This is a genomic window from Micromonospora sp. NPDC047187 (assembly GCF_040643355.1).
Classification (GTDB): domain Bacteria; phylum Actinomycetota; class Actinomycetes; order Mycobacteriales; family Micromonosporaceae; genus Micromonospora; species Micromonospora salmantinae.
Window position 1 is genome coordinate 35,223 of record NZ_JBEYUF010000001.1, and the last position, 25,186, is coordinate 60,408.

At 71.0% G+C, this 25,186-nt stretch carries 23 protein-coding genes; 7 read left to right on the forward strand and 16 right to left on the reverse strand.

What is annotated here, in order from left to right; genetic code table 11:
• Positions 1–126: 126 nt before the first annotated feature.
• From ABZ794_RS00145 to ABZ794_RS00170, 6 genes are all read right to left on the reverse strand, one after another.
• Positions 127–1,035 carry an amidohydrolase family protein gene (locus ABZ794_RS00145; protein WP_357513419.1) on the reverse strand — a complete coding sequence of 303 codons (909 nt, stop codon included), beginning with the start codon at positions 1,033–1,035 and terminating at the stop codon, positions 127–129.
• Positions 1,032–1,841 carry a metal-dependent hydrolase gene (locus ABZ794_RS00150; protein WP_210781960.1) on the reverse strand — a complete coding sequence of 270 codons (810 nt, stop codon included), beginning with the start codon at positions 1,839–1,841 and terminating at the stop codon, positions 1,032–1,034. Before ABZ794_RS00150 ends, ABZ794_RS00145 begins: the two co-directional genes overlap by 4 nt.
• Positions 1,842–1,944: 103 nt before the next feature.
• On the reverse strand, positions 1,945–3,576 hold the full coding sequence (locus ABZ794_RS00155; RefSeq protein WP_238688241.1) for a serine/threonine-protein kinase: 1,632 nt from the start codon (positions 3,574–3,576) through the stop codon (positions 1,945–1,947).
• 119 nt (positions 3,577–3,695) lie between these two features.
• Positions 3,696–5,384: a protein kinase gene (locus tag ABZ794_RS00160; protein ID WP_308194344.1), complete on the reverse strand. Its 1,689-nt coding sequence runs from the start codon at positions 5,382–5,384 to the stop codon at positions 3,696–3,698.
• 83 nt (positions 5,385–5,467) lie between these two features.
• Positions 5,468–6,805: a glycosyltransferase family 4 protein gene (locus ABZ794_RS00165; RefSeq protein WP_210781958.1), complete on the reverse strand. Its 1,338-nt coding sequence runs from the start codon at positions 6,803–6,805 to the stop codon at positions 5,468–5,470.
• Between the two features lie 136 nt (positions 6,806–6,941).
• A complete protein-coding gene (locus ABZ794_RS00170; RefSeq protein WP_238688242.1) occupies positions 6,942–8,885 on the reverse strand; it encodes an amylo-alpha-1,6-glucosidase in 1,944 nt (647 codons plus the stop codon).
• Between the two features lie 42 nt (positions 8,886–8,927).
• Between ABZ794_RS00170 and ABZ794_RS00175 the strand changes: the two genes are divergently transcribed.
• Positions 8,928–11,636, forward strand: coding sequence for a glucosidase (locus ABZ794_RS00175; RefSeq protein WP_210781954.1), 2,709 nt, complete (start codon positions 8,928–8,930; stop codon positions 11,634–11,636).
• A 183-nt stretch (positions 11,637–11,819) separates the two neighbouring features.
• Here the strand turns inward: ABZ794_RS00175 and ABZ794_RS00180 are convergent, their stop codons facing one another.
• The 4 genes from ABZ794_RS00180 to ABZ794_RS00195 form a co-directional block, all read right to left on the reverse strand.
• On the reverse strand, positions 11,820–12,557 hold the full coding sequence (locus ABZ794_RS00180; protein ID WP_238688243.1) for a hypothetical protein: 738 nt from the start codon (positions 12,555–12,557) through the stop codon (positions 11,820–11,822).
• A 410-nt stretch (positions 12,558–12,967) separates the two neighbouring features.
• A complete protein-coding gene (locus tag ABZ794_RS00185; protein WP_238688244.1) occupies positions 12,968–14,020 on the reverse strand; it encodes an NAD-dependent epimerase/dehydratase family protein in 1,053 nt (350 codons plus the stop codon).
• An 18-nt stretch (positions 14,021–14,038) separates the two neighbouring features.
• The gene (locus ABZ794_RS00190; protein WP_210781948.1) at positions 14,039–14,500 is read right to left on the reverse strand and encodes a MerR family transcriptional regulator; all 462 of its coding nucleotides are present in this window, start codon (positions 14,498–14,500) and stop codon (positions 14,039–14,041) included.
• 59 nt (positions 14,501–14,559) lie between these two features.
• Positions 14,560–15,717 (reverse strand): FAD-dependent oxidoreductase, encoded by a 1,158-nt coding sequence (locus ABZ794_RS00195; RefSeq protein ID WP_210781946.1) that lies wholly within the window; start codon positions 15,715–15,717, stop codon positions 14,560–14,562.
• Between the two features lie 101 nt (positions 15,718–15,818).
• On the opposite strand from ABZ794_RS00195, the gene ABZ794_RS00200 reads away from it, so the two are divergent.
• Positions 15,819–16,418, forward strand: a complete 600-nt coding sequence (locus ABZ794_RS00200) for a TetR/AcrR family transcriptional regulator (RefSeq protein WP_210781944.1) — start codon at positions 15,819–15,821, stop codon at positions 16,416–16,418.
• Positions 16,419–16,506: 88 nt separating this feature from the next.
• Here ABZ794_RS00200 and ABZ794_RS00205 read toward each other — a convergent pair whose 3' ends face one another.
• Positions 16,507–16,890, reverse strand: a complete 384-nt coding sequence (locus tag ABZ794_RS00205) for a DoxX family protein (protein WP_210781942.1) — start codon at positions 16,888–16,890, stop codon at positions 16,507–16,509.
• A 178-nt stretch (positions 16,891–17,068) separates the two neighbouring features.
• On the opposite strand from ABZ794_RS00205, the gene ABZ794_RS00210 reads away from it, so the two are divergent.
• Positions 17,069–17,962 carry an RNA polymerase sigma-70 factor gene (locus tag ABZ794_RS00210; RefSeq protein ID WP_238688245.1) on the forward strand — a complete coding sequence of 298 codons (894 nt, stop codon included), beginning with the start codon at positions 17,069–17,071 and terminating at the stop codon, positions 17,960–17,962.
• Positions 17,963–17,966: 4 nt separating this feature from the next.
• On the opposite strand, the gene ABZ794_RS00215 is transcribed toward ABZ794_RS00210, so the two are convergent.
• The gene (locus tag ABZ794_RS00215) at positions 17,967–19,166 is read right to left on the reverse strand and encodes a low temperature requirement protein A (protein WP_238688246.1); all 1,200 of its coding nucleotides are present in this window, start codon (positions 19,164–19,166) and stop codon (positions 17,967–17,969) included.
• 179 nt (positions 19,167–19,345) lie between these two features.
• Here ABZ794_RS00215 and ABZ794_RS00220 point away from each other — a divergent pair, with 179 nt between their 5' ends.
• Positions 19,346–19,924, forward strand: a complete 579-nt coding sequence (locus ABZ794_RS00220; protein ID WP_238688247.1) for a TetR/AcrR family transcriptional regulator — start codon at positions 19,346–19,348, stop codon at positions 19,922–19,924.
• 30 nt (positions 19,925–19,954) lie between these two features.
• On the opposite strand, the gene ABZ794_RS00225 is transcribed toward ABZ794_RS00220, so the two are convergent.
• Positions 19,955–20,599 (reverse strand): hypothetical protein, encoded by a 645-nt coding sequence (locus ABZ794_RS00225; RefSeq protein ID WP_238688248.1) that lies wholly within the window; start codon positions 20,597–20,599, stop codon positions 19,955–19,957.
• Between the two features lie 154 nt (positions 20,600–20,753).
• Between ABZ794_RS00225 and ABZ794_RS00230 the strand changes: the two genes are divergently transcribed.
• Positions 20,754–21,464 carry an HAD family hydrolase gene (locus ABZ794_RS00230; RefSeq protein ID WP_210781932.1) on the forward strand — a complete coding sequence of 237 codons (711 nt, stop codon included), beginning with the start codon at positions 20,754–20,756 and terminating at the stop codon, positions 21,462–21,464.
• 459 nt (positions 21,465–21,923) lie between these two features.
• Here ABZ794_RS00230 and ABZ794_RS00235 read toward each other — a convergent pair whose 3' ends face one another.
• The 3 genes from ABZ794_RS00235 to ABZ794_RS00245 all read right to left on the reverse strand — a co-directional run bounded on the left by ABZ794_RS00235 (position 21,924) and on the right by ABZ794_RS00245 (position 23,568).
• Positions 21,924–22,199, reverse strand: coding sequence for a hypothetical protein (locus ABZ794_RS00235; RefSeq protein WP_210781930.1), 276 nt, complete (start codon positions 22,197–22,199; stop codon positions 21,924–21,926).
• 47 nt (positions 22,200–22,246) lie between these two features.
• Entirely contained in the window at positions 22,247–22,678 is a 432-nt protein-coding gene (locus ABZ794_RS00240; RefSeq protein ID WP_210781928.1) for a hypothetical protein, read from the reverse strand.
• 185 nt (positions 22,679–22,863) lie between these two features.
• Complete coding sequence (locus tag ABZ794_RS00245) at positions 22,864–23,568, reverse strand: VOC family protein (protein ID WP_238688249.1); 705 nt, start codon at positions 23,566–23,568, stop codon at positions 22,864–22,866.
• A 109-nt stretch (positions 23,569–23,677) separates the two neighbouring features.
• Here ABZ794_RS00245 and ABZ794_RS00250 point away from each other — a divergent pair, with 109 nt between their 5' ends.
• Positions 23,678–24,019: a PadR family transcriptional regulator gene (locus ABZ794_RS00250; protein ID WP_210781926.1), complete on the forward strand. Its 342-nt coding sequence runs from the start codon at positions 23,678–23,680 to the stop codon at positions 24,017–24,019.
• A complete protein-coding gene (locus ABZ794_RS00255) occupies positions 24,016–25,089 on the forward strand; it encodes a hypothetical protein (RefSeq protein ID WP_238688250.1) in 1,074 nt (357 codons plus the stop codon). Before ABZ794_RS00250 ends, ABZ794_RS00255 begins: the two co-directional genes overlap by 4 nt.
• The last annotated feature ends 97 nt before the right edge of the window (positions 25,090–25,186 follow it).

Consider the following 25,186-nt stretch of genomic DNA (forward strand, 5'->3'; position numbering starts at 1 on the left):
CCGCATCATGAGCGGCCCGCGCCGATCTTGCGGTTCCTGTTGCCGATATGGAGGGATACGCACCTTTTGTCGGGGCAGAAAGTGCAAGATCGCGGAGCCGAGGGGCCGGGTGCGGTGCGGTGCGGGTCAGGGCAGGTTGAAGAGGGTGGCGGCGCTGGTCCAGCAGACCGCGCGTAGCCAGTCGTCGCCCAGGCCCAGCCGGGCCAGCCCGGTCACCTGGTCGGCGTACGGGTACGGGATGTTCGGGAAGTCGCTGCCCAGCAGCACCTTGCCGGCCAGCCCCAACTCGCGCAGCCGGGGCAACTCCTCGCCGGGGAAGGGCACGAACTGGTCGAAGAAGGGCGTGAACGCCATTGTGGTGTCCAGCCGGACCCGCTCGTACGTCTCGGCGAGGTCCAGGAAGGCCCGGTAGTCCGGGGCGCCCATGTGCGCCACCACCGCGGTCAGCCGAGGGTGGCGCGCGAGCAGGGCGGCGAACGGTTCCGGGCCGGTGTTGGCGGTCCCCACCGGGGCGTGCCCGGCGTGCACCACCACCGGCACATCCGCGTCGGACAGCATCCCCCAGACCGGGTCCAGCGCCGGATCGGTCGGTGCGAAGCCGCCGACCTGTAGGTGCAGCTTGAACACTCGGGCGCCTTCGGCGAGGGCCGCCTCGACGTACCCGGGGGCCTCCGGCTCGGGGTAGAACGTGGCCGAGGCCAGGCACCCGGGGGTGTCGCGGGCGAAGTCCAGCGTCCAGCGGTTGAGTTCCGCCGCCATGCCCGGCCGGTGCGCGTACGCCAGGGCGCTGAACGCCAGCACACCGAGCCGGCGCAGGTGCGCGACCCGGTCGGCGTCGCTCCACCGGTAGCGGATCGGCCACTCGGTGCCGACCAACGGCCCGGCGGCGTCGAAGTAGGCCCACACCCGCCGCAGCAGGCGCGGCGGCAGGAAGTGCACGTGCACGTCGGCGAGGCCGGGCAACCCCAGGGCGCGGCAGAACTCCGGTACGCGTTCGTCCTCGGCCGGTGGGATCGCCGGCGCCGGATCGATCATATGTCGATGTCGAAACGGCTCAGCACCGAGGGCGCGATCAGGCCGACGGTGGCGAGCGCGGAGACGACGGTCAGTGCGATGCGCATGCCGACCACTTCGGCCTTGCTGCCGACGCGCAGGGCGATGCTGTTCGGCAGGCCGATCATCATCCACATGCGCCGCTTGATCGGGATCGGCCAGAGGATCGGCACGCCCGCTCTGGTGATCATGTCGCCGAGGATGTGCACGAAGCAGCCCACGCCCAGCGCGGTGCCGATCAGCGGATAGCCGCGTCCGCCCGGCAGGTGGGCGAAGGTGAACCAGGCCGCCCCGGCCGACGCGAGAGTGATGATCACCCACCCGGCCCGCTCGGCCCACTCGTCGAATAGCCCGCGCAGCGCCAGGCCGAACATGAAGAACAGGATGGTGATGACCGCCCACTTGCCGTACGCGGCGCAGAGCGCTGTGGTGCCCCAGCCGACCAGCAGTGTGAACGGCAGCGTGTGGGTCAGCGTCCGGTGCCCGTTGCTGCGGCGGGGGTCCTTGCTGAGCTTGGTGGCGTAGTAGACCCCGAGAGAGATCTTCTCCATCACCTCGGCGGCGAAGAGCGAGAAGACTCCGAAGGTACGGGCCACGGTGGCCCCACCCTGGTTCTTGGTCACCTTGCCCGACATGTCGAGGTCGGGAAAGAGCGCGCCACCGGCGCACACAGCGGTGCCCACCGCCAACGCGAGCGGCGACTGGTGGTAGTCGGCGAACTGCTCCAGCGCCCAGGAGCCAGCCAGCCACACCGCCGCGCCGGACAGCGCGTGTTGCGGTCCCATCATCTCGGCTCACCCTCCCCAGGGATCTTGAGCGCCCAAAACTACGCCACTGTAGTCAGCGTCGGCGCCGCAGGGGCATCACCCGGAAGGTCCACATCGGACTGTGTCACAGGGTGGGGGTGAAGCTCTGCCGGATCATCGGCAAGTATGCCGCGTTGACCTGCCAGTCGAACTCTTCTGTCAACCACGAGACGGTGTAGGAGCGGTCGGCCGAGGTGTTCGCCAACAGCCGGAAGCTGTGCACCGGAACGCCGAGGGCGTTCTGCCAGCCGCACTCCCACACCGCGCCGCCCTTGAAGATGTCCATCGCGGAGATGTCCACCCTGCGATAGCCCGGCAGCGCGGCACTCGCGGTCAGCCGAGCCTCCTCGGCCTTCCAGTGCGCCACCGGATCCGGGCGGGCCGGCCCCGCCTCGACGCTGAGCACCCGCGACCCGCCGGATTTCCGGAAGCAGGTCACCGAGCCCTCGGTCCAGCGCGCCCACCCGACCGGCGCGGCGATCCGGAACCCGGTCGGGTCGTCGTACCAGGTCCAGCCCTCGCGCAGCCCGTACTTCACGCCGGGTGGCGGTGACACCGCCACCACCGGGGTCGCCGACGGTGGCGGGGACGACGTGCAGGCGAACGCCGCCGGCCGGGAGGTCGGCGCACCACCGCCCGAGCCGGACGGTGTGGTCCCGTCATCGTGCCGGTTTACCAGCGCCAGCGTGACGCCACCCGCGACGAGCACAGCGGTGGCCACACCTCCCAGGGCGATCAGACGCCGTCGCCGGCCGGGTGGGCGCCGCGGGCGCGCGCTCGGGGCTGGCGTGGCCGGCTCGCCCGACGGGGCCACCGGTTCGACGGGGTGCGGCGCGATGGCCCGCCCGGCGCTGAGGACCGCCACGACCGCCGAGGAGCGGACCGACCCGGCGGGCTCGTCGTCGCTCGCCGCGGCGCTGCGCAACAGCGGCTCCGCCTCGGCGGCGGTCAACCGCCGCCAGGGGTCGCGCTGCAACAGGCCGATGAGGACGGGACGCAACGGGCCGGCCCGACGCATCGGGTCCGGTGGTTCGGTGGCCAGCGCGCTGAGCGTCGCCATCGCGCTCGACCGTGCGTACGGTGACTGCCCCTCGACCGTCGCGTAGAGCGTCGCGCCCAGCGACCACATGTCGGTGCGCGCGTCGGACACCCCTTCGCGGGCCCGCTCGGGGGCGACGAACTGTGGTGAGCCGAGCACCGTGCCGGGCCCGGTCATCACACCGTCGCCGCCGTCGAAGGTGGCCAGCCCGAAGTCGGTGAGCACCACCCGCCCGTCGTCGGCCACCAGCACGTTGGGCGGCTTCACGTCGCGGTGCAGCACCCCGGCGGCGTGCGCGGCCCGCAACGCGGCGAGCACCGCCAGCCCGATCCGGGCGGTGCGCTGCGGGCTCAGCGGCCCCTCGGCGCCGATGATCTGCTGCACCGATCGCGACGGCACGTACTCCATCACGATCCAGGGGCTCTCCCGGTCGTGCACCACGTCGTAGATGCGGACCACGTTGGGGTGGTTGAGCCGGGCGGCGGTGCGTGCCTCGCGCAGGGTTCGGAGCCGCAACTCCGCGCGCTCGGTCTCGGCCAGCCAGGACGGCGGCACGACCTCCTTCACCGCCACGTCGCGGTGCAGCATCTCGTCGCGAGCAAGCCACACCCGGCCCATTCCGCCGGTGCCGACCAGGTCGAGCAGCCGGTACCGACCCGCGATCAGCAACTGATGCACGGTCGCTCCCCCTCGGTCACCCCGGGTTCCACGATAGCCACCAATGCCGGCTTTCTCATCCACTGAGCGGCCTCGATCCACGACGGACGGTGGTTCGGATCATGGCCATACGGTGCAGGTCAGCGGGGTGGTCGGAAACTCTTTCGGACCAGTTCCCAGTCCGCTGCGGCCCCGGCCCAGTCCTCGTCCCGGGTGATCCAACCCAGCGTCCAGCGGTCGGTGCCGAGGACCTGTTGTCGGGCGTGCAGCCATGAGCCGTGCGGCGTCTGCCAGCGCAACTCCCACTCGGCTCCGCCGTCGCCCGCGGCGAGCCGGATCTCGTCGTACCCCGGCAAAGCCCCCGCCCCGGCCGCCGTTCCGCGGGCGGTCCGCAGGAGTTCCAGGGGGTCGACGGCGCCGCCTTCGGCGACGCTGAAGGCCCGGCCGGTCGCCGGGTCCTGGAAGCACGCCACAGTGCCGTCGCGGGAGGTCAGCCACGTCGCCGGTACGGAGACCCGGAAGCCGGCGGTGTCGGCGTGCCAGACCCATCCGGGCGGCGGCCGGAGTTCTTCGCCAGAGGTCGGCGTGCCGGCCCGCACAGGCGATCCGACGACGTCCGGGCGGACACAGGCGAACGGGGGCGGGGGGACGTTCCGCCCGTTCGGTGGCGGGCCGGGGCCGAACGGCCCGCCGTTGGGCGGCCGGTTCGGCGGCGGCGAGGACCAGCCGGTGGGGTCGCTGGGCTTGTCGCCAACGAGGGTCAGCGCGGTGCCGACGCCGGCTACGACGGCCACCAGCAGCGCCACGGCGACCACCGCCACCCGACGCGCGGTACGTCCGGCGGTCGCCCGATCCGGGGCCGGCGTGGGGGAGGCGTCACCGGCTGCGGCCGGGACGGCCGGGTCGGGCAGTGGAACTGTGGGGTCCTGGTCGTCGGGGTCGTCCGCCGTGGCGGGCTGGCCAACCAGCCCTGGCGCCGGTCGGTCGGCCGAGGGGCGGTCGGTCGCCGACAGCGGGTCGGCGCGGCCGGTCGCGGCCGTCCTGAGCAACCGGCGGGCGGTGTCGTGGTCGAGGCGCTCGCGCGGGTCGCGGCGCAGCAACCCGTCCAGCACCGGGGCGAGCGCCCCGGCGTGCGGGGCAGGGTCGGGCGGGCCGGCGGCCAGCGCGCTCAGGGTGGCCATCGCGGTGCTGCGGGCGTACGGGGACTGCCCCTCCACCGCGGCGTGCAGGGTCGCCCCGAGCGACCACAGATCGGCGGCCACTGTGGACACCCCCTCGGCGGCCCGCTCGGGGGCCACGTACTGCGGGGAGCCGAAGACCATGCCGGGGCGGGTCATCGCGCCGTCGCCGCCGTCGAAGGTGGCCAGCCCGAAGTCGGTGAGCATCACCCGCCCGTCGTGCGCCACGAGCACGTTCTGCGGTTTGATGTCGCGGTGCAGCACCCCGGCGGTGTGCGCGGCCTGCAGCGCGTCGAGCACGGCCAGCCCGATCCGGGCCGCGCGGGCCGGTTCCAGCGGCCCCTCGGAGTCCACGACGTCCTGCAGGGTGCGGGACGGGACGTACTCCATGACGATCCATGGGCTGCCCTCGACCGCGACGACGTCGTAGAGCCGGACCACGGCGGGGTGGTTGAGCCGGGCCGCGGCGCGCGCCTCCCGCATGGTGCGTGAGCGCAGCTCGGCCCGTTCGTGATCGGCCAACCAACTCGGTGGAACGATCTCCTTGACCGCCACCTCGCGGTGCAGCATCTCGTCGCGGGCGCGCCACACCCGACCCATGCCCCCGCGACCCACCAGGTCGAGCAGCCGGTACCGACCGGCGATCAGCACCTGTGCACGCTCCTCCTCAGCCGCTGTCCGGGCTACACCCTAACCAGCGGATCGGAAGTCACCTATCGGTCGTCCGACTCGGCTCAGCAGGCGGCGTGGTCGGCGGCGGCAGCGAGCAGGTTCCCTTCCGGGATGGCGATCCGGGTCCGCCCGCCGCTCAGGCGGGCGGCGGCGCGTCGGGCCTGCACGGGGCCGTGTTCGCGACGAGCGGTGGCGTAGCTGGCGGCGGTGCGGGCCGCGATGGTGGCCCAGCCGTACCGCTCGCCGACCATCGTGCGGGCCCGGCGGGCCAGCCGCCGGGCGAAGACCTCGTCGCCGAGCAGCTGGCCGACCGCGCCGGCGAGCGCGTCCGGGTCGCTGTGCGGGAACGTCACCCCGGTCACGCCGGGTTCGACGATCTCGGCGAGGCCGCCGGTACGGGCCACGGCGAGGGGCGCCCCGGCGGCCGCCGCCTCCAGCGCCACCATGCCGAACGGCTCGTAGAGGCTGGGCACCACTGTCGCGTCGGTGGCGCCGAGCATCGCCGGTAGTTGGGTGGAGTCGAGGAACCCGGTGAACCGGACGGTCGAGCTGAGGGCCAGTCGCCGGGCCTCTGCCTCCAACTCGGTGCGGTACGGGCCGTCGCCGGCGATCACCACGCGCAGCCCCGGGTGTCGTTCGCGCAGCCGGGGCACGGCGTGCACCAGGTGCTGGACGCCCTTCTCGTAGACCAGCCGCCCGGCGTACCCGACCAACGGGCCGTCTCCGGCGAACCGTGCCCGGGCCGACGCGACCGCTCTTGGGCGGGCCCGCCAGGCCCGGTCGTCGACCCCGTTGGGCACCACGTCGACCTGGGCGGCCGGTACGTCGAACAGCGCGGTCACCTGGTCGCGCATGTAGCCGGAGCAGGTGATCACCCGGATGGAGGAGCTGCTGAGCCAGTGCTCGACGCCGTGGATGGTGCGGTTCATCTCCTCCGGCAGCCAGCCCTGGTGCCGTCCGGCCTCGGTGGCGTGCATGGTGGTGACCAGGGGGAGGTCCAGGTGCTCGGCCAGGGTGACGGCCGTGTGGGCGACGAGCCAGTCGTGGGCGTGGATGACGTCGTAGGAGCCGGCCTGGGTGGCGCGCAGGGCGGTGCGGGTGAGGGTGTGGTTGAAGGCCATGGTCCAGGCCAGCAGGGAGCCGGTGGCGAGGGGGAAGGTGACCGGGTCCTCGGGGGCGCGCAGGATGCGTACGCCGTCGGCGTATTCCTCCAGGGGTGCGCCGTCGGAGTGGCGGGTGACGACGGTGACCTCGTGGCCGGCGGCGGCGAGGGCGACGGAGAGGGCGTGCACGTGTCGACCGAGACCGCCGACGAGCACCGGCGGGTACTCCCAGGAGAGCATCAGCACCCGCAGCTGTCGGGCGGGGTTGATGTCGATCACGTGGGCATCGAGTGACATGCGGCCCCCTTTGAGTTGTCCCCGGGCGCGCGCCGACCGACACCGAATCGATGTCGCCGTCGCGTCTGGATCGGGGCCAATCCTGCCGGGATCGCGATAACCAGCGGCGACACCACCGTTGCGGTCGTGTAAAGCGCTACTGGCTCTTTCGCCGCACCCGCAGCAGCTCGGCCACCGACCATGCCTGGAACGGGCACCCGGTAGCGGTGTGCGGCGCGAGGCCATCGGCCGTCTCGCTCACCGAGCCTAACCCATATTCCACCAAATGAGCCTCAATGCCAACGAATACGTCATCGACGGACATCTTTCCCCGGCGTGCGGCGTCCACGTACGGGCCGAGCAACCACGGCCAGACCGTGCCCTGGTGGTAGCCCCCGTCCCGGTCGGCCGGGCCGCCCCGGTGCCGGCCCACGAACTCCGCGGAATCCGGGGCCAGACTGCGCGGCCCGAGCGGGGTGAGCAGCCCGCCCCCGACCCGGCGCAGCGTCGCCTCGTCCGGCTCCATCGGCGCGTACGGCAGCGACCACGCCAGCAACTGGTTGGGGCGCAACGCGTCGTCGTCGTGCAGGGCGGCGCCACCCAACGGGTACGCCGGCGCGGGCGCGTCCAGCACGTCGTGCAGCCAGCCGGTCGGGGCCGGGAACCGCTCCCGGAACGAGGCGGTGGCCTGCCGGTGGCGTCGCCACAGCTCGTCGGCGTCCTGCCCGGCCAGCTCGGTCAGCTCCGCGAGCCCGGCCAGCGCGTTGATCCACAACGCGTTGACCTCGACCGGCTTGCCGGTCCGCGGGGTGACCGGCACCCCGTACACCCGGGCGTCCATCCAGGTCAGCGCGGTGCCGGCGGCGCCCTGGGTGAGCAGCCCGTCGGCCGGGTCGACCCGGATCCCGTAGCGGGTGCCGGCGGTGTGGGCGTCGATCACCGCGCGCAGCGCGGGCAGCAGTTCGTCGCCGAGGTCGGTGTCGCCGGTGACTGTTACGTGCCGGCTCACCGCGTGCAGGAACCACAGCGTGCCGTCGACGGTGTTGTACTCCACCCGACCGGTGTCGGCCGTGTTGGCGAGCATTCCCTCGGACAGCGTCGCCGCGTACGCCCGCAGCAGCTCCCGACCCTCGTCGGCGCGACCCGTGCAGAGGAACAATCCCTCGTACGAGATCATCGTGTCCCGCGACCACGCCCCGAACCACGGGTAGCCGGCCACCACGTCCACCGCCGCCTGGTTCGTGCGCACCACGAACGCGTCGGCGGCCAGCGCCAGGGTGGCGTCCACGTCGTCGGCCGGCTTCGCCGTCGCCACCACCCGCCGGTTGCGCCGCCTCGCGGTCGCCACGATCTCCTCCGCCGGCGGCGGCTCGTCGTCGAGTCGACCGGCCCAGGCCCGCACCGACACCGTGTCGCCGGGCCGTTCCAACTCACCGGAGAAGCGGCCCGCGTACCAGAGGTCCTCGTCGGCGTTGAGGCCCCGGTTGGCCTCCTCGCGGTGGTGCACGCCCAGCCACCACTGCCCCTCGGGCGACCAACCCGGGCCGGCGAGCCGGTACGCGCCCTCGACCACCGCGCCGTCGGCCACCGCCTCGACCTGCGGGATCGGGCCGTCGGCCCGCCGTTCGCCGTGCGCGTCCCGCCAGGTGCAGGCGGCCGACAGCTCCAGCCGGACCGGACCACCGGCGACCAGCCGGTGCACCACCGCGACGCAGGAGCGGCCGGGCAGCATGGCCAGCTCCCGTTCGATCACCACAGGGCCGATCCGCCACCGCCACCGGGGCAGCCCGTCGACCAGGTCGAAGCGCTCCAACAGCTCGAAGCCTCGCGGGTCCACGTCGCCGGAGGCCCACTCGTGCGCGCCGAGGCGCACCCGCGCGCCGGACGGCAGGGTGACCGCCGGATCGAGGCTGACCAGTCCCACCTGGCGGGACGCCGGCGTTTCGCCGGGAACCACCAACAGACCGTGGTAGCGACGTGTCCGCAGCCCGCCGACAGTGCCCATCGCGTAGCCGCCGAGGCCGTCGGGGACCAGCCACTCCCGGCTGGCCGCGCTGGTCAGGTCGCCGCAGATCTGCGGGCCGAAGTGAATGTCGATCAACTTTCCTCCACCGGCGGCGGGGTGTAACACGCCACGACGAGAATGGCCGCTGTGGTCAAGTACCGCGGCGACGTCAAAGATGTGCACGTGATCACTGACCGATCGTCCTCCGACGCCTCGCCACCCGACGCTGAGCGGCTCCGGCTCGCCCAGGCTGACGCGGGGGAGCAGGACTGGCGTGCATGGGGTCCCTATCTGTCCGAACGGGCGTGGGGGACGGTGCGGGAGGACTACAGCGAGCACGGTACGGCCTGGGACTACTTCCCGCATGACCACGCGCGGTCCAGAGCCTACCGGTGGAATGAAGACGGGATGGCCGGCGTCTGCGACGAACGACAGACCTTCGCGTTCGCCCTGGCCCTCTGGAACGGCAAGGACCCGATCCTCAAGGAGCGGATGTTCGGCCTCGGCGGCGACGGCGGGAACCACGGCGAGGACGTCAAGGAGTACTGGTGGTACGAGGACTCCACACCCACCCACTCCTGGATGCGCTGGCGCTACCACTACCCGCAGGCTGCCTTCCCGTACGACGAACTCGTCGCGGTGAACGCGTTGCGCGGCCGCGACGACACCGAGTACGAGCTGGTGGACACCGGGATCTTCGACGACGACCGGTACTGGGCGGTGACAGTCGACTACGCCAAGGCCTCCCCGACCGACCTCTGCATGGTGGTGACAGTCGCCAACCGGGGCGACCAGGCGGCCACCCTGCACGTCCTGCCCACCCTGTGGTTCCGTAACACCTGGTCCTGGGGCCTGCCCGGCGGCGACCGGATCCCCCGGCTGACCGGCCAGGGCACCCGGCTCGTCGGCGAGCACCGGGTGCTCGGCCAACTGCTGCTGGAAGGCGACGGCGGCCCGGTGCCGCTGCTCTGCGACAACGACACCAACGCCGAACGGCTCTGGGGCCTACCCGGTCGCTCCCCGTACCCGAAGGACGGCATCAACGACCACGTCGTCAACGGCGCGGCCACCGTCAACCCCGCCCGGGAGGGCACCAAGGGCGCGCTGCACTACGTGCTCGACGTGCCGGCCGGCGGGCAGCGCCAGATCCGGCTGCGGCTGACCCGTACCGCGTCGCCGCCGGCCGCCGCGCCGCCGCCCCCGGCCGACCTCAGCGACGGCTTCGAGGCCGTGGTGTGGGCGCGGCGGGCCGAGGCGAACCGGTTCTTCGCCGGAGTGATCCCACCGGCCGCCACAGCCGACGAGGCGCTGGTCGCCCGGCAGGCCATCGCCGGGCTGATGTGGGGCAAGCAGTTCTACCACTTCGACGTCAAGCGCTGGCTCGAAGGCGACCCGGGCTCGACACCGCCGCCGGCCGGGCGTCGGCACGGGCGCAACAGCGCCTGGTGGCACATGACCAGCTTCGACGTCATCTCCATGCCCGACCCGTGGGAATACCCCTGGTATGCGGCCTGGGACCTGGCCTTCCACTGCGTGAGTATCGCCCGGGTCGACCCGGGCTTCGCCAAGGAGCAGATCCTGCTCCTGCTCCGCGAGTGGTACCTGCACCCCAACGGGCAGATCCCGGCGTACGAGTGGGCGTTCGGTGACGTGAACCCGCCGGTGCACGCGTGGGCGGCGCTGAAGGTGTTCGAGATCGACGGCGGCCGGGACTACGAGTTCCTGGCCCGGGTGATGCACAAGCTGCTGCTCAACTTCACCTGGTGGGTCAACCGCAAGGACACCGGCGGCAACAACGTCTTCGAGGGTGGCTTCCTCGGGCTGGACAACGTCGGGCCGTTCGACCGCTCGGCGGCGCTGCCGGTCGCCGGGGTGCTGGAGCAGTCCGACGGCACCGGCTGGATGGGCATGTACGCGCTCAACCTGCTGGACATGGCGATCGTGCTCGCCGAACACGACCGGACCTGGGTGGACACCGCTACCAAGTTCTTCGAGCACTTCGCCTACATCGCCGCCGCCGCGTACGAGCAGGGGTTGTGGGACGACGAGGACGCGTTCTTCTACGACGTGCTGCGCCTCGCCGACGGCACGAAGGTGCCGCTGAAGGTCCGCTCCGTCGTCGGGCTGCTGCCGTTGGCCGCCACCACCCGGCTCACCGCCCGGACCCTGCACCGCCTGCCGGAGCTGGGCGCCCGGCTGCGTTGGTTCCTCACCAACCGCCCGGAGTACGCCCAGGTGATCGGCACCCGCCGCCTCGGCCCCGACGGCCGGCAGCAGCGACTGCTGTCCATGGTCGGCCCGGAGCAGGTGGTCCGCCTGCTCGCCCGGATGCTCGACCCGGACGAGTTCCTCTCCGACTTCGGTCTTCGTACGCTGTCCCGCGCCCACCTGGACAAACCGTTCTCGGTCACCCTCGGCGGGCAGGAGTTCTCCGTCGGCTACGAGCCGGCCGAGTCGACCAGTGGGCTGTTCGGGGGCAACTCGAACTGGCGCGGTCCGATCTGGATGCCGACGAACTTCCTGCTGATCAGCGCGCTGCGCGACTACGCGGCGTTCTTCGGCGACGACCTCCAGGTGGAGTACCCGACCCGCTCCGGGGTGAAGCACACCCTGGACGAGATCGCCGACGACCTCTCCGCCCGGCTGATCTCGCTCTTCACCCAGGACGACTGGGGTCGACGGCCGATCTACGGTGCCGCTCAGATGTTCCAGACCCACCCGGACTGGCGCGACCTGATCGCCTTCCCCGAGTACTTCCACGGCGACAACGGGGCCGGCCTGGGCGCCTGGCACCAGACCGGCTGGACGGCCCTGGTAGCCGACCTGATCCTCACCCTGCGCCGCTGACCCCGCCCGCCCTCGCCCCGCCCTTGCGGTCGGGTCCGAGTCCGCCCGCCTCTGCGCCTCGTCGGCATGATCGCGCTCGATCCAGGTTGTAGTGGCATCGCCGGCGTCGGGAGGCCACTCGATCCTGGATCGAGCACGATCATGTCGGTCGACGGAGGCAGCACCACCCTCGGGCTGCTCGAACTATTCGGTGAGCACCTTCACGGTGTCTGCTAGTCCGTCGTTCCGGTTGATGCCGACGAAGAATTCGCTCCCCACGTGGGTGACATCTTCGATCTCATCGACCAAGTTGTTCCCCGGAATTCCGATGTCACTCTCCACATCGCCTCCAGACCAGTTGTACTGGTACACCCAATTCCACCCGGTAGCGGGCGTTGAGGTGTTGATCGACTTGGTGTTCCAGATATAGTTCTCTGAGCAGTCAATGCCTTGGTCGGAACGATTATCGTGACTCGTCAGGTTGCTCTTCACCAGCGTCCATCCGCTCGTAAGCGCGCCGGCGCCGGGATGTGTCCACAGGCTACCCAACCGTCGGGCAGCATATTTGCCGGCTCCACCGGCGGCCGTGGCGCTGTAGCAGAGACCGCTGATGTTGCCTATCGGTAGACGCACTTCCCCGGTTGTGCCAACAGATCCGTCGGCGTTCAGGCGCACGATTGTCACCTTGTCGCTCAGAAACGCGGATTGGCTCCCCTGGGTAGCAATCAGGGCCGGGCCCTGGCCCAGATAGTTCGCGTTGTAGGCGAGGTCGTTACCGTGGCCGAGTGTGGGTATGGACCTTGGTGCCCCGGCGCAGACCCAGCTGGTGCCGTCCCAGGTTGAGCCGTCGCGCAACCACCTGGACAGGACGGGCTCCGCGCCGGCCGCCTTGGTGAAAATGATGTAAAGCTGGCCGCCTGGCCCTGCCACCATGCCTTGCATGACCGTGCGACCGTCCTTGCACGCACTGCTGTTCGGGATGTTCAGCCGTTCCGCCCCGCTCCTGTCCGTAGCAGCGTAGGCAGATGCCGCTGGGACGATAGCGATTCCAACTGAGAGTGCGAGCACGGTCGCGACGCTCGATAGTTTCTTCAATTCGGTGTCTCTCCTCTGCGGGTAAGGCGAGGGGAGGGTATCAGTTGATGTCGACTTGTCTATGCTGCCTGTGTCGTGGTGGCGAACCGGGCCTCGCCTGCTGCTTGGCCTCGATGATTCGCGCTGGGGGTGGGCCCCTTCGCCCGGCAGCCGCTGTGGTGTGTTGCCGCCGCGCGTGCCCGCTACCGGCGCACCGGTAGCTGCGGCGGCGAGCCTTGGTGCGATCCTCCGTAACCAGCCCGAGCACGCTGCAGCGGTCAGGTGGTGACCACGCCGAGCTTGATGAGGCTGTCGGCGGTGTCGGTGATGGTCGTCTCCACCGGGCGGGGCCGCCAGCCGAGGACGGTGCGGGCCTTGTCGTTGCTGATCACCGGGACCTGACCACCGAGGGCGGCGGCCTCACGGAGCGCCGGCTCGGTCTTCGCGGCCTCCCGGACCTCGTCGTCGCTCAACTCGCGGGCCGGCACCCGGTCGGCCAGGCTCGGCAGGTGTCGGGCGAGCATCTTCGCCAGGTCGAGGAAGCTGATCGACCGGCCACTGACCCCGATGAACCGCTCACCGGCGGCGTCCGGGTGCAGCATCGCGCGCAGGTGCAGGTCGACCACGTCCCGGACGTCGACCACCCCGAAGTGCATCCGGGGTACGACCGGCATCGCCCCCTGCAGGAATGCCTGCACCAGGCCGGTCGAGGCGGACACCCGCGACCCGAGCAGCGGCCCGAAGATGCCGGTCGGGTTGACGACGCTCAGCTCGACCCCACCGTTGTTCCGGACGTAGTCCCAGGAGGCGCGTTCGGCGAGCGTCTTCGACCGGTGGTACGCCGGGATGTCGTCGTCCACGTTCGTCCAGTCCGCCTCGGTGTACTGGCCGTCGGGCTTGACGGTGTAGCCCACCGCCGCGTACGACGAGGTCAGCACCACCCGCCGTACGCCGGCCTCGCGGGCGGCGCGCAGGACGCGCAGCGCTCCGTCGCGGGCTGGCCGGATCACCTCGTCGTCGTCAGTGGGCGGGGTGAACGGGAACGGCGACGCGTGGTGCAGCACGTAGCGCGCCCCGGCGACCGCCTCGGCCCAGCCCTCGTCGGCGGAGAGGGCTGCGGTGCGGAACTCGACCCGGCCATCCGGGTTCGTGCCCGCCTGCCGGACCCGGTCGAGCACCTCGTCGCCCTGGCCCGGCTCACGGACGGTGATCCGCACCCGGTAGCCCTCGTCGAGCAGTCGGGCGACGGAGTGCCCGCCGAGGTGACCGGTCGCGCCGGTCACCAGCACCAGGGCGTCGTCGGTGCAGCGAAGTTGAAGATCGGTTGACATGGTGTGTCCCATCGTTGGTCAGAAATCCTGAAGAGCGCGCTCCACCTGCTCGACCGCGCGGGTTTCGGCAGCGGCGTCGTCTCGGTGCCGGGCATCCCACATGTCTGCCTTGGCGCGCAGGTACGCCTGGCGTACCCGTAGCCGCTCGATCTCGGCGGACAGTCGGTCGGCGTGCCGGGCGAAGAGGTCGCGTTGTTCGGCGGCGGCCGCCCGGTCGCCCTCGTCGAGCAGCGTCAGATACCGGCGCATGTCCGCGACGCTCATCCCGGACGACCGCAGGCAGGCCAGGGCGTCGACCCGCTCGGCGAGTGGGGTGTCGTAGCGGCGGTGGCCGCTGCTGTCGTCGCGGGGCACCGCACCGAGCAGGCCGACCTTCTCGTAGTAGCGCAGAGTCGGCTCGCTGAAGCCCGACCGCTGCGCCATCTCCTGGATGGTCAGGGGCCATTCGGCCTGCTCCCGGCCTTCCCTCGTCGCTGCCATGGATGAAGCGTCCCCAACTTCAAGCGCTTCAAGTCAACCGATGTGACGCGGGGCACCGCTCAACGATTTGCCCGTTCGATACCTCGTCGGACGAGGCCGCTGACGCCGGGCAGGGTGATCGCCCGGATGGTCAGATCGCTCATCCAGACGTGGAATCGGCTGGGTGGCGCGTACTGGGCCATTCCCCGGCGGGCGAGTGCCTGCCGTTTGTTGACCTCCGGGCGTAGTCCGGTCTCCCACTCGGCGAGTGCTGCCGGGAGGTCGTCGGCGTGCCGTCGCAGGGCGGCGCCGAGGTGGTCGGCGCCGGCCAGGGCGAGGGCCGCGCCGTGTCCGGCGAAGAGCGTCACGCACCACGCCGCGTCTCCGAGCAGGACGACGCGACCGGCGCTCCAGCGCGGCATGACCACCTGGCTGACGGCGTCGAAGTAGGCGCTGGCCGGGTCCTTCGCAAGATGGTCGATCGCGTCGGGCACGCCGCCCGCCAGATCTCCGAACGCGGCCCGCAGCGCGTCGACCGGCCCGCGCCTCAGGTCTGCGGCGGGCTGCGCGCTGCGATAGGTGAAGAACGCCGACGACCGGTCCGGGCCCAGGTTGACCATCGCCGCGGTGCGCCCGGGGCCGATGTGCGTGGTGGCTGACGACTCGGGCACGCCGGGCACCGGGTGGGTCACGGGGAAGGCGGCCACGAGGTACGGGAGGTCCACCCGGAAGTCGGGGCCGAACACGGCGGTACGGGTGGCCGAGTGCACCCCGTCGGCACCGACCAGCAGGTCGGCCTGCTCGATGGTGCCGTCGCTCAACTTCACGCGTACGTGATCGGTGTCCTGGTCGATGGACGTGACGGTGGTGCCGAAGCGGATGTCGACCCGGTCCCGCACCGCTTCGAAGAGGCTGGCTTCCAGGTCGCCGCGGAACACCGAGAGGGCCCGCTTGCCGAGTGCGGCCTCGGCGATGGCGGTCGGCACTGTGAACTTGGGGCGTCCGTCGGCGTGGACCAGCACTGTGGTGAACAGCCCGAGGTCGGCGGCGGTCAGCGCGGGGAGCAGGCCGAGGCGTTCGGCGGCGTCGTAGCCCGGCCCGATCAGGTTCACCATGTAGCCGCTGCTGCGCCGGGCCGGGGCTCGTTCGGCCGCGAGGACCTGCCACCCGTCCTGGTGGAGTCGCAGGGCTGTGGCCAGCCCGGCTATCCCCGCACCCACGATCACCGCACGTTTCATCCGGCACCTCCGTCACCTGGAATGAGCATCTGCTCAAACCAGTATGAGCGACTGTTCATACCGGCGCAAACGGCGGCGGCGGCACCGCCTAGACTTCAGCCATGCCGCGCGGAGTCGCCATCCCAGCGCTCAGACAGCAGCTCTTCGCTGCCGTCGAGCGGTTGATAGTGGAAGAGGGGCCGAGCAGGCTCACCGGCCGGGCCGTGACGCGCGAGGCCGGCGTCGCGACCGGCCTGCTCTACGCGCACTTCGCGAACTTCGACGACTTCCTGACCGGGTTCGCTGTCGACCGCGTCTTCCAGATCTCCGGCGAGGTGGCCGGCCTGCCGGAGCGCGCCGGGTCCGGCACTGTCGCCGACAACCTGCGTCGGGCCGTCCTGGCCACGCCGTTGGGCACGCTGACGGCGTTGACCCGGCTGACCGCCTTCCGCCCGGAGTTGACGGCGAACGTCGAGGCGGTCCTGGGCAGTGGGATGTCGGGGCTGCGGGGGATCGAACGCGCGGTCGCCGACTATCTGGCCGCCGAGCAGACCCGTGGGCGGGTGCCTGCCGGCGCCGACGCCGAGGCACTGGCTCTGGCGGTGGTCAGCGTCCTGCACCACGTCGCGTTGACCGGCCACACCGACTCGTCAGCGGATCACCGGATCCAGCGGGTGATCGGCGCGCTCACCGACGGTTTCCCCGCCGCCGCACCCTCCTGAGCGCCGCGCCGCCCCGCGCGGGCCGCGCCGCCACCCTGCGGAGAACAGCGGGGCACCGTCGGTCAGCCGGGGCGGGAGCGGGCTCAACTCAGCCGGTGAAGGGCTCGGGTCCGAGGCGGCCCCAGGCCACGAACGCGGCCAGCGCGAGATAGATCAGATTCAGCACCATGAACCTCGCCTCGCCGTAGCGCAGGTGGGTGATCATCGCGCCGACCATCAGCAGAACCCAGCAGATCGCGGTCACCGGCACGAGCACCGGTGCGATGTCGAGCACGGCGGGCAGGATGAAGCCGACAGCGGCCAGGAGTTCGAGGACCCCGAGGGTCTTGACGAAGCCCACGCTGGCGTCGCCGGTCCACCCGCCGCCGTTGGCGGCGGACAACTTCTGCTTGGGTACGAACGTCTTGGTGATGCCGCCGGCCAGGGCAATTGTGGCCAACAGGCCGGCCGCGATCCACAGTGCCAGGTTCATGATTTGCCTCCGTATCGGGTCGCACAGGAGACACCGCCGGCCGGTGCGCTGTGACAGCTCGTGAAGTGACGAGGAGCACCGACGCCCGGTGTCACAGAAGTCGGGAGGCCGGTGTCTGGTGAGCGACGCGGTCGAGTTCGGCGAGACTGGAGGACGTATGGATGCGGGAGGCGGAATCGTGAGTGCGGACGGCCGGGGGGACGGCACCGTCGACGCGTTCGTCAACCACAGAAACCTCCTCTTCACCGTCGCGTACGAGATGCTCGGTTCGGCTGCCGACGCGGAGGACGTACTCCAGGAGACCTGGCTGCGGTGGGCGGACGCGGATCACGCGACGGTTCGGGACCAGCGTGCCTACCTGGTCCGGATCACCACCCGCCAGTCGCTCAACCGGCTGCGTGCGGTCGGCCGGCGCAGGGAGTCCTACGTCGGCTCCTGGCTACCCGAGCCGTTGCTGACAGCGCCCGACGTCGCCGACGACGTCGAACTCGCCGAGAGCGTCTCGATGGCGATGCTGCTGGTGCTGGAGACGCTGGCGCCGACCGAGCGGGCGGTGTTCGTCCTCCGTGAGGTCTTCGACATTGGATACGACGAGATCGCCGAGGCGGTCGACAAGAGTTCGGCAGCGGTCCGTCAGATCGCCCACCGTGCGCGGGCGCATGTCGCCGCGCGCCGGCCGCGCGGGATGGTCTCCCCGGCGGACACCCGGCGGGCGTTGGACGCGTTCCGGCTGGCGGTCGAGACCGGCGACGTGCAGGGCTTGCTCGACGTCCTCGCGCCGGATGTCGTGCTCCTCGGCGACGGCGGCGGCATCAAGCAGGCCGTGCTGCGGCCTGTCGCCGGGGCCGACAAGGTGGCCCGCCTGCTGTGCAGCAGACACGCCAGGGTCGCGACCATGTCGCTGCACCCCGCTCAGGTCAACGGTCACCCGGCGCTGGTTCTGCGGCTCGACGGCGCTGTCGACACGGTCCTCGCGTTGCGTATCGACGGCGGTCTCATCAGTGGGGTCTACGCGGTGCGCAACCCTGAGAAGTTGTCCCACATGCGGCGGGAGACCACGCTGCGCCGTTGACTGCCTAGTACGGGGGCGTGGGTGTCTCTGATGGGTGTCGACGGGAGCGTCGCGCGTCCGCGCTGGCGACGCCGAGCAGCACCACGGCGGCGACGGCGCCGGCGGTGAAGGGCTGGAGGTGCAGTGCTGCCGGGATCAGCAGGCCGAAGGCCAGCAGGCCGGCCAGCCGGGACCGGGACACCCGACCGAAGACCTGGTATTCCAGCGCCGATCGTCCGGCGAGGAAGAGCACCGGGCCGCCGAAGATGGCGATGAGCCAGGTCGCCGGGAGGTGCCCGAGCGGCTCGGCGATGAACAGCTCGAAGCCGACGCCGGTGAGCACGATCCCCGCGATCATGACCATGTGGGCGAACGCCATGTCGGTAGCGAGTCGGGCCGGGTTACGAGAATGATCGACGGCGGTGCCCAGCATTCCTCCCGCGACGTGGAAGTAGATCCGCCAGAGCAGGACTGTGCTCGCCAGCGCCAGGACGAACCCACCCGTCTGGTCGATGTGGAACTCGCTGCCGCTGAAGGCGAGACCGATGACGAAGATCGCCTCGCCGAGAGCGATGAGGAGGAACTGTTGGTACCGCTCGGCCAGGTGCTCGGCGGCGATCATCTGCACGCCGAGCCGTTGCGCGCCGAGTCGGGGGGTCGGCCAGCCGAGGAACAGCCCGGTGTAGTCGATCAGCACGGCGAAGGTCCAGAGTGACCCACGAACCGTGCCGTCGTCGACCAGCCCGCCGACGACCCAGAGCGGTGCGCTCAAGCCGAACCAGAACAGGATCCGGATCGACTGGTGTGGGTCCGGCCGGCCGTGCCCGGCGACGTGGAAGAACACCACTCGGCCGATCTGGAGGGTCACCAGGGTGATGGCGAAGAGGGAGGCCCGTGCGCCGAAGCCGTGCGGCACGGCGACGGCCATCGTCATGGCACCCACCAGCGTCATGACGATGACGGTCTGGACGATCGGGGCGTCCGGGTCAAGCCAACTGGTCGACCAGACCGTCACCGACCAGACCGCCCACAGCGCCAGGAACAGCAGCAGAGCCTGGCCGAGGCCCGCGTACACGCCCCGTTGGCCGTCGGTGAAGTCGGCGATCAGCCGCGCCGAGATCCGGGTGAGGGCGAAGACGAAGACCAGGTCGAGGAAGAGCTCCAGAAAGGTGGCCCGCTGGCGGGATGCCTCGCTGCGCAACAGTCTGTCGGGGGTGTTCCTCATGGGCTCGCCACGCGCCGGTGTCGCCGCACGATCACGTGCCCCTCCCGTCGCGGTGATCTCCTCGCCTAACGAGCCAGGGGGCGGCTGTGGCACGTGGAGCGAGGGAACCGGCCCACCACAACAGTCACCAATCCGTCACCCGACCGCTACGGCAGGTGTACGCCTCTACGCTCGTGGGCGTGCCCGGACCTGCCGAGAAGGCCACTGAACAGGACCGGCGTGACCTCATCGTCACCGTCGCGCGAGAGCTGGCCGAGACGGAGGGCTGGGCGGGCGTGACCACCCGACGGCTCGCCGAACGCACCGAGATCGACATGGGCGACATCTATCGGCACTTCGCCGATCTGGAGGCGCTGATCGCCGCCGTCGCGGTGTGCGCCTTCGCCGATCTGGCCGCCGACCTCGCCGAGGCGCACGCGGAGACCGCCGGCAGCCCCGACGGGGCTTGGCCGGCGGTCGCGACCGCGTACCTCGACTTCGCGTACACGAATCCTGAGGTCTATGACGCCATGCTCGCGCTGACCCCCGACCTGGCCCTCGGCGTGGATGGTGTGCCGGCCGCGCCGCGGTCGGTCTTCGCCGAGTTGCGGGCGGCCCTGACCCCGCTGGCCGAGGGGCGGGACCCGGACACCCTGGCCGAGGTGGGTTGGAGCCTGCTGCACGGCGTGGTGATGCTCACCCGCGGTGGCCGGCTGCGACCCGAGGGGCAGGAGGACCGCGAGGCGTTGATCGCGCAACGGTTGCTGCGGTGGCCCTGACCGGGCCGCCGCCGACGCCCCCGATCGTGGTCAGTTGATGGGCTGGCGGTCGGCCGGGCCCTTGTCGGTGAACCGGAACGTGGTGTTCAGCTTGGCGTTGCCCAACTCCTTGAGGACGAGACCGTTGCCGGGGAGGTGCTGCAGGAATCGGGTCTCGCTGCCGATCGCGTACGTGCCGTCGCCCTTGGCGACGATGGTGAACCGCTGGATCGGGTCGTCCTGGTCGCAGACGACGGCCCCGATGGTCAGTTCGGGCTCGATGTCCAGGCCGTTCACCTGCCAGCAGGACGGGTCGTCATTGACGGGGTGGTCGTCCCTGGTGCCGAATGCCCTGATCACGTACCGGTCGCCGCCGATCGGTGTCGGCACGAACAGGATGCGACCGCCGGTGTCGCCGCCCTCCTCGAGTCGCCCGCTGATCTCCAACGGCTGCCCCGAACCCTGCACGCGGGTGATCGTGACCTCGCGCTTGCCGGACAGCAGTGGGTCGGTCGCCGCTGCCGACGACGTGGTCGGCCCCGCTGCCGTCGGTGTCGGCGCGCCTGTCACGGCGCCCGACGGCGTCGGCGTGCCCGCCGCGGCGCCCGGCGCCTTGGCCGCACCGCCCTGGCACGCCACCAGCGCGCTGGCGCAGGCCAGCATCGCCGCCCCGGTGACCCACTTCGTGGTGAACATGCCGCACTCCTCAAGAGCCGTCCCGAACCTGATGTCGCCTCCGCATGACGACGGCCGTGCCGGAACGGTTCACGAAAATCCGGAAGATCTCAAATCGATCTCCCGCCTATCCTGTCTCTCGGCCTTGGGGGCGGTGGCACGGGGAGGGGATGGCATGACGGTCGGCGTGGCGGCGCGACGACAGGCACAGGTGTTGATCTTCGATGCGGACGACACGTTGTGGGAGAACAACGTCGTCTTCGAGCGGGTGATCGACGACTTCCTGGGCTGGCTGGACCATCCCACCCTGGACCGGGCCGCGCTGCGGGCCGTCCTCGACGACATCGAGCGGGCCAACGCGGTGGCGCACGGGTACGGCAGCAAGGTCTTTCTGCGCAGCCTGGCGGAGTGCCTGGAGCGGCTGCGCGAGCGGCCGGCCACCGACTCCGAACGTCAGGAGATCGACCGGCTGGCGGTGGCCCTCGTCGAGCACCAGGTGGAGCTGATGCCCGGGGTGGCCGACGCGCTCGACGAGTTGGGCGGCCGGCACGAGTTGCTGCTGCTCACCAAGGGCGATCGGGAGGAGCAGCAGCGCAAGCTGGACGCCTGCGGTCTGCTGCACCACTTCGGCGCCGCGCACATCGTCGCCGAGAAGAACGTCGACACGTACCGGTGGCTCACTCGGGAGCACGGCTTCGCGCCGGACGGCGCGTGGATGATCGGCAACTCCCCGAAGTCCGACATCCTGCCGGCGCGGGCCGCCGGGTTGAACGCGGTGTTCATTCCGAACGCGAACACCTGGGTGCTGGAGGACGACGAGCTGGACCCGACAGACGGTGGGGTGCTGCGGCTCGCCGCGTTCCGGGACCTGCTGCGCCACTTCTGACCGTACCGACGCCGAACAGCGTCGGGGATCATGGTCGCGTTACGCCGACCTGCCCGATTTTCAGCGTGGAAGAAGTCCTGCCGCCGGTCGTCCGACGCGGCTTGTCCGGCCGGTCGGAGCGCGCCTAACCTGGTCCGGCGCTCACGGCCCTTCGGGGTGTGTCGGGGCGCGTCGGCGTTCGGCGGGTGAGCACCGTGGAGCTGAGTGCGAAGTGGCTGGCTCACCCCGTTCTGGCGCGCGGCGTCGTGCCACGCCCGCGCGGCGGGGTGCCGGAGCTGTCCGCTTCCCTGTCGGACGGCCGAGGGTCAGGGCCGGGTAGTTGCGGACCCGGTCCTGACCCGCCCGCGAATCGTTCGACCGTTGCGAGCGGGGCAGACCGCGCGCCGGTTCGACTGTCAGGACGGCGGCATGAAGCGCAGATCTCTCCTCAGCTCAGCCGATACTGAGAGCCGCTGCGGCTCAGCCGGCCTCGCGGCGGACGATCGCCACCGCCACCCGGCAGAACTCGTCCATGTCCGGGTTGAACCCGGCAGCGATGTCGGGATGCAACCCGGAGCGGGTCTCCTCCAACAGCCGCTGGCAGACCTGCTCTACCGGTTCACCGGCGTAGCCGGAGCGGACCCGCTCGGTGGCCGCCTGAAGCGCCGAGGTCAGCTGCTCCTCCAGCGGGCCGCGCAGCTTCTGCTGCACGGGATCGAGCCCGCGGGGGTCGAGCGTGACATGTGGCTCCGACATCGGTGCTCCCTTCGTCGGCGTCCGCGATACCCCACCGCGGACGTCGGTCAAACCCCGGTCGGTACGGCGGCGACCCGCACCTGGTACGAGAACTCCTCCGCCGGCTCCTCGTGGTACGACAGCCGGCGGATCTGCCGGTCGTCGTCGTAGAGGGCGACGTCCACCAGCACGCCGAGGTGGGCGAGGCCGATGTTCGACACCCGCTTCTTGTCCTGCAACACCGCACAGACGCCGCCGAGAAGGGTGCTGGCGTCGGACGTACGGTGCCCTGGCGGGCAGCGCAACACCAGGTCCACCTCGATCGGCCCGGGCAACGGCGTCCAGCCGGTGCGCTGGGCCGCGGCGAGGGCGGCCTGGAGCAGGGTGCGGACCCTCGTCGCCTGCCGGTGCCCGGCGGCGAAGATGGACAACGCTTCGGTCTTGACCGGTGGCAGGCCGCTCACCTCGAACGTCAGGGCGAGAGCGCGGGTGTCCTGCACGACGGCACCTCCTCGTTGGGACGATCCTGCCGAACCGGGGGAGCGGCGGTGGGACGTTCCCGCGATTACCAACCGATCGGGCAGGCATGGGTCGGCCGGAGGCGTGTCGACGGCGGCGGCGAACGCGCTGGCTACGGCGCTAGGAAAACGCTAGCCGACGACGCCCGCGCTCGGTAGTCGGTCGTTCACCCGGTGGGGCGTGGGGTGAAGGCGCAGAACTCGTTGCCCTCCGGGTCGGCCAGCACCCACCACCAGTGCGCCTCGTCGAGCGGCTCACTCAGCAGCGTCGCGCCCGCCGCGATCAGCGCCATCGGCTCCGGGTCGACCAGGTCGACGTCCCAGTGCAGCCGGTTCTTGACCGTCTTGGGCTCGGGCACCCCGACGAACACCCAGTAGTCCCAGGGGAAACCGGACGCGCCGACCACCGACGAGGTGCTCGGCTCGTGCTCGACGGTGCCGCCGACCACCCCGGCCCACCAGGTCGCCTGCGCCGCCGGGTCGGTCGAATCGACGACCAGCTCGAAGGGGCCCGGTCGGGTGCCGTCGCGGGCCGGGAACGCGCAGAACTCGTTGCCCTCCGGGTCGTCGAGCACCCACCAGGTCGCCTCGCCGCCCGGTTCGCGGACCAGCCGGGCGCCATCCGCGACCAACGCCGCCGGGTCCGCCCCGGCCAACCGCAGATCCAGGTGTACGCGGGTCTTGCCGACCCGAGGCTCGGGCACCTTGTTCACCCAGATGGACTCGGCGTTCGAGCGCGCCGAGCGGGGGTCCACCCGGGTGTCGTCGTCACCGGCATCGGCCACGTCACCGTCGAGCATCCGGGCCCAGAAGGCGCCGAGCGTGAGCGGGTCGGTGGCGTCGAGACAGAGGTCCTTGAAGCGCGCGATCATCGTCCCAGCATGCCTGGTCCGGGCGAACGTGTCCGGGCAGAGGTTCTGGGCCGGAGCGATCCCAAATAGAATCCTTGCCGTTATATAACGCCGCACGTACTATGCGCTCATGCATGAATCTACCTTCCTCATCCTCACCGCTCTGGCCGCGCAGCCGTTGCATGGCTATGGAGTCGTGCAAGCGGTGGAGGAGTTGTCGGCGGGTGACGTCAAGCTGCGGCCTGGCACGCTCTACGGCGCGCTCGACCGCCTGGTCGAGCAGGACCTGATCGAGGTTGACCGGGAGGAGGTCGTCGACGGGAGGCTGCGTCGCTACTACCGGCTCAACGAGGCGGGAGCGGCCGCCCTGCAAACCCAGGCCGAGCGGTTGCGTCGGCACGCCACGGCGGCCGATACCCAGTTGAGCAAGCGCCTCGGTGGTGCCCCGGGCTTCGGGACGGTGATCGCATGACCGCCGCCGCCTGGTCGACCGACGACCACAGTCTCGAACGCCACTACCGCACGCTGCTGCTGGCATACCCGGGCCGGCACCGGCAGCGGTACGGCAACGAGATGATCACGACGCTCCTCGAGATGGCGGCCCCCGGGCAGCGCCGCCCTCGGCCCGGGGAAGCCCTGCACCTGCTCGCCAGCGGCGTGCGCCACCGGCTCCGGCTCCCCGCACGCCGGCCGTTTGCGGTTGTCGCGGCGGTCCTCCTCGCCCTGACGATGGGCGCTTTCGGTGGGGCCGCAGGGTCGTGGGCAGGTTCCCAGACGTTCGCGGACCTACCCGACGACGCCACGATCGCCAGCCTGGCCCAGCGGGCCAGCGGTGCCGCCAGCGATTCCAGCCAGCTGCGTGTCGCGTCACCGTGGGTGGAGGAGTCGATCTCGACGACTACCGAAGTCGATGGCGCCTGGGACGCTGAGAAGGCCCGGCAGCGGTTCGCCGCTGACGGCTGGTCCGTTTCCGACATCACGCCGCTCGGCGGCAAAGCGGTCGCGTTCAATCCCGACACCAAATCCTTCGTCGACCTGCCGATGCGCAACTCAACGTTCACCGCCACGTCGAACGGGCTGACACTCCAGGTGCGGGGCTACCTCACCGCCGACCACGGTTCTGTCCACCTCGACGGTTGGGCGCAGAGCAGGCCCATGTTCCTACCTCTGATCGTGATGGGCATCCTGATCGGACTTGTCGTCGGGTGGCTGTTCGCAGCGGCACTCGCCTACCGGATCGTGGAGGCGTCGGCCGAACGGCGACGCGCCTCCGCCGGGCTCTGGGCCGTCGCTCTGATCGCGCTCGCTCTGCCGGCAGTAGCCCTGTACGGCAACGTGTTGCGGACATTCCGAGATCACGGCGACGTCGGTCCGGTCTTCACCGTGCACAGCGCATTCACACCCGGCCCCTACTACCCGTTCGGACCGGCCTGGCAGATTCTCGCCCTGACCATCGCCGGTGCCGTGCTCGCGGGTGCCACGACCCGGCTCGCCCGTCCGGGCACCCAGCCGGAAACGCAGGAAGCAGCGATAGCAAGCTGAGGCTCAGGCCGCTGCTGTCCGATGGCCGGGGCGGTAGTTCGTCATCGAACTGACTGCCGGCGGTCGCGGGACTTTTCAGGGTAGATCTTGGACAGTT

Excerpts from the sequence above, each read along its gene's own strand:
- ABZ794_RS00225 (WP_238688248.1), bottom strand. The coding sequence starts at position 20,599 with ATGTTCACCACGAAGTGGGTCACCGGGGCGGCGATGCTGGCCTGCGCC.
- ABZ794_RS00245 (WP_238688249.1), bottom strand. The coding sequence starts at position 23,568 with ATGATCGCGCGCTTCAAGGACCTCTGTCTCGACGCCACCGACCCGCTC.
- ABZ794_RS00200 (WP_210781944.1), top strand. The coding sequence starts at position 15,819 with ATGCCGCGCGGAGTCGCCATCCCAGCGCTCAGACAGCAGCTCTTCGCT.
- ABZ794_RS00195 (WP_210781946.1), bottom strand. The coding sequence starts at position 15,717 with ATGAAACGTGCGGTGATCGTGGGTGCGGGGATAGCCGGGCTGGCCACA.
- ABZ794_RS00230 (WP_210781932.1), top strand. The coding sequence starts at position 20,754 with ATGACGGTCGGCGTGGCGGCGCGACGACAGGCACAGGTGTTGATCTTC.
- ABZ794_RS00175 (WP_210781954.1), top strand. The coding sequence starts at position 8,928 with ATGGCCGCTGTGGTCAAGTACCGCGGCGACGTCAAAGATGTGCACGTG.
- ABZ794_RS00185 (WP_238688244.1), bottom strand. The coding sequence starts at position 14,020 with ATGTCAACCGATCTTCAACTTCGCTGCACCGACGACGCCCTGGTGCTG.
- ABZ794_RS00180 (WP_238688243.1), bottom strand. The coding sequence starts at position 12,557 with ATGCAAGGCATGGTGGCAGGGCCAGGCGGCCAGCTTTACATCATTTTC.
- ABZ794_RS00165 (WP_210781958.1), bottom strand. The coding sequence starts at position 6,805 with ATGTCACTCGATGCCCACGTGATCGACATCAACCCCGCCCGACAGCTG.
- ABZ794_RS00190 (WP_210781948.1), bottom strand. The coding sequence starts at position 14,500 with ATGGCAGCGACGAGGGAAGGCCGGGAGCAGGCCGAATGGCCCCTGACC.
- ABZ794_RS00205 (WP_210781942.1), bottom strand. The coding sequence starts at position 16,890 with ATGAACCTGGCACTGTGGATCGCGGCCGGCCTGTTGGCCACAATTGCC.
- ABZ794_RS00235 (WP_210781930.1), bottom strand. The coding sequence starts at position 22,199 with ATGTCGGAGCCACATGTCACGCTCGACCCCCGCGGGCTCGATCCCGTG.
- ABZ794_RS00145 (WP_357513419.1), bottom strand. The coding sequence starts at position 1,035 with ATGATCGATCCGGCGCCGGCGATCCCACCGGCCGAGGACGAACGCGTA.
- ABZ794_RS00250 (WP_210781926.1), top strand. The coding sequence starts at position 23,678 with ATGCATGAATCTACCTTCCTCATCCTCACCGCTCTGGCCGCGCAGCCG.
- ABZ794_RS00255 (WP_238688250.1), top strand. The coding sequence starts at position 24,016 with ATGACCGCCGCCGCCTGGTCGACCGACGACCACAGTCTCGAACGCCAC.
- ABZ794_RS00215 (WP_238688246.1), bottom strand. The coding sequence starts at position 19,166 with ATGAGGAACACCCCCGACAGACTGTTGCGCAGCGAGGCATCCCGCCAG.
- ABZ794_RS00150 (WP_210781960.1), bottom strand. The coding sequence starts at position 1,841 with ATGATGGGACCGCAACACGCGCTGTCCGGCGCGGCGGTGTGGCTGGCT.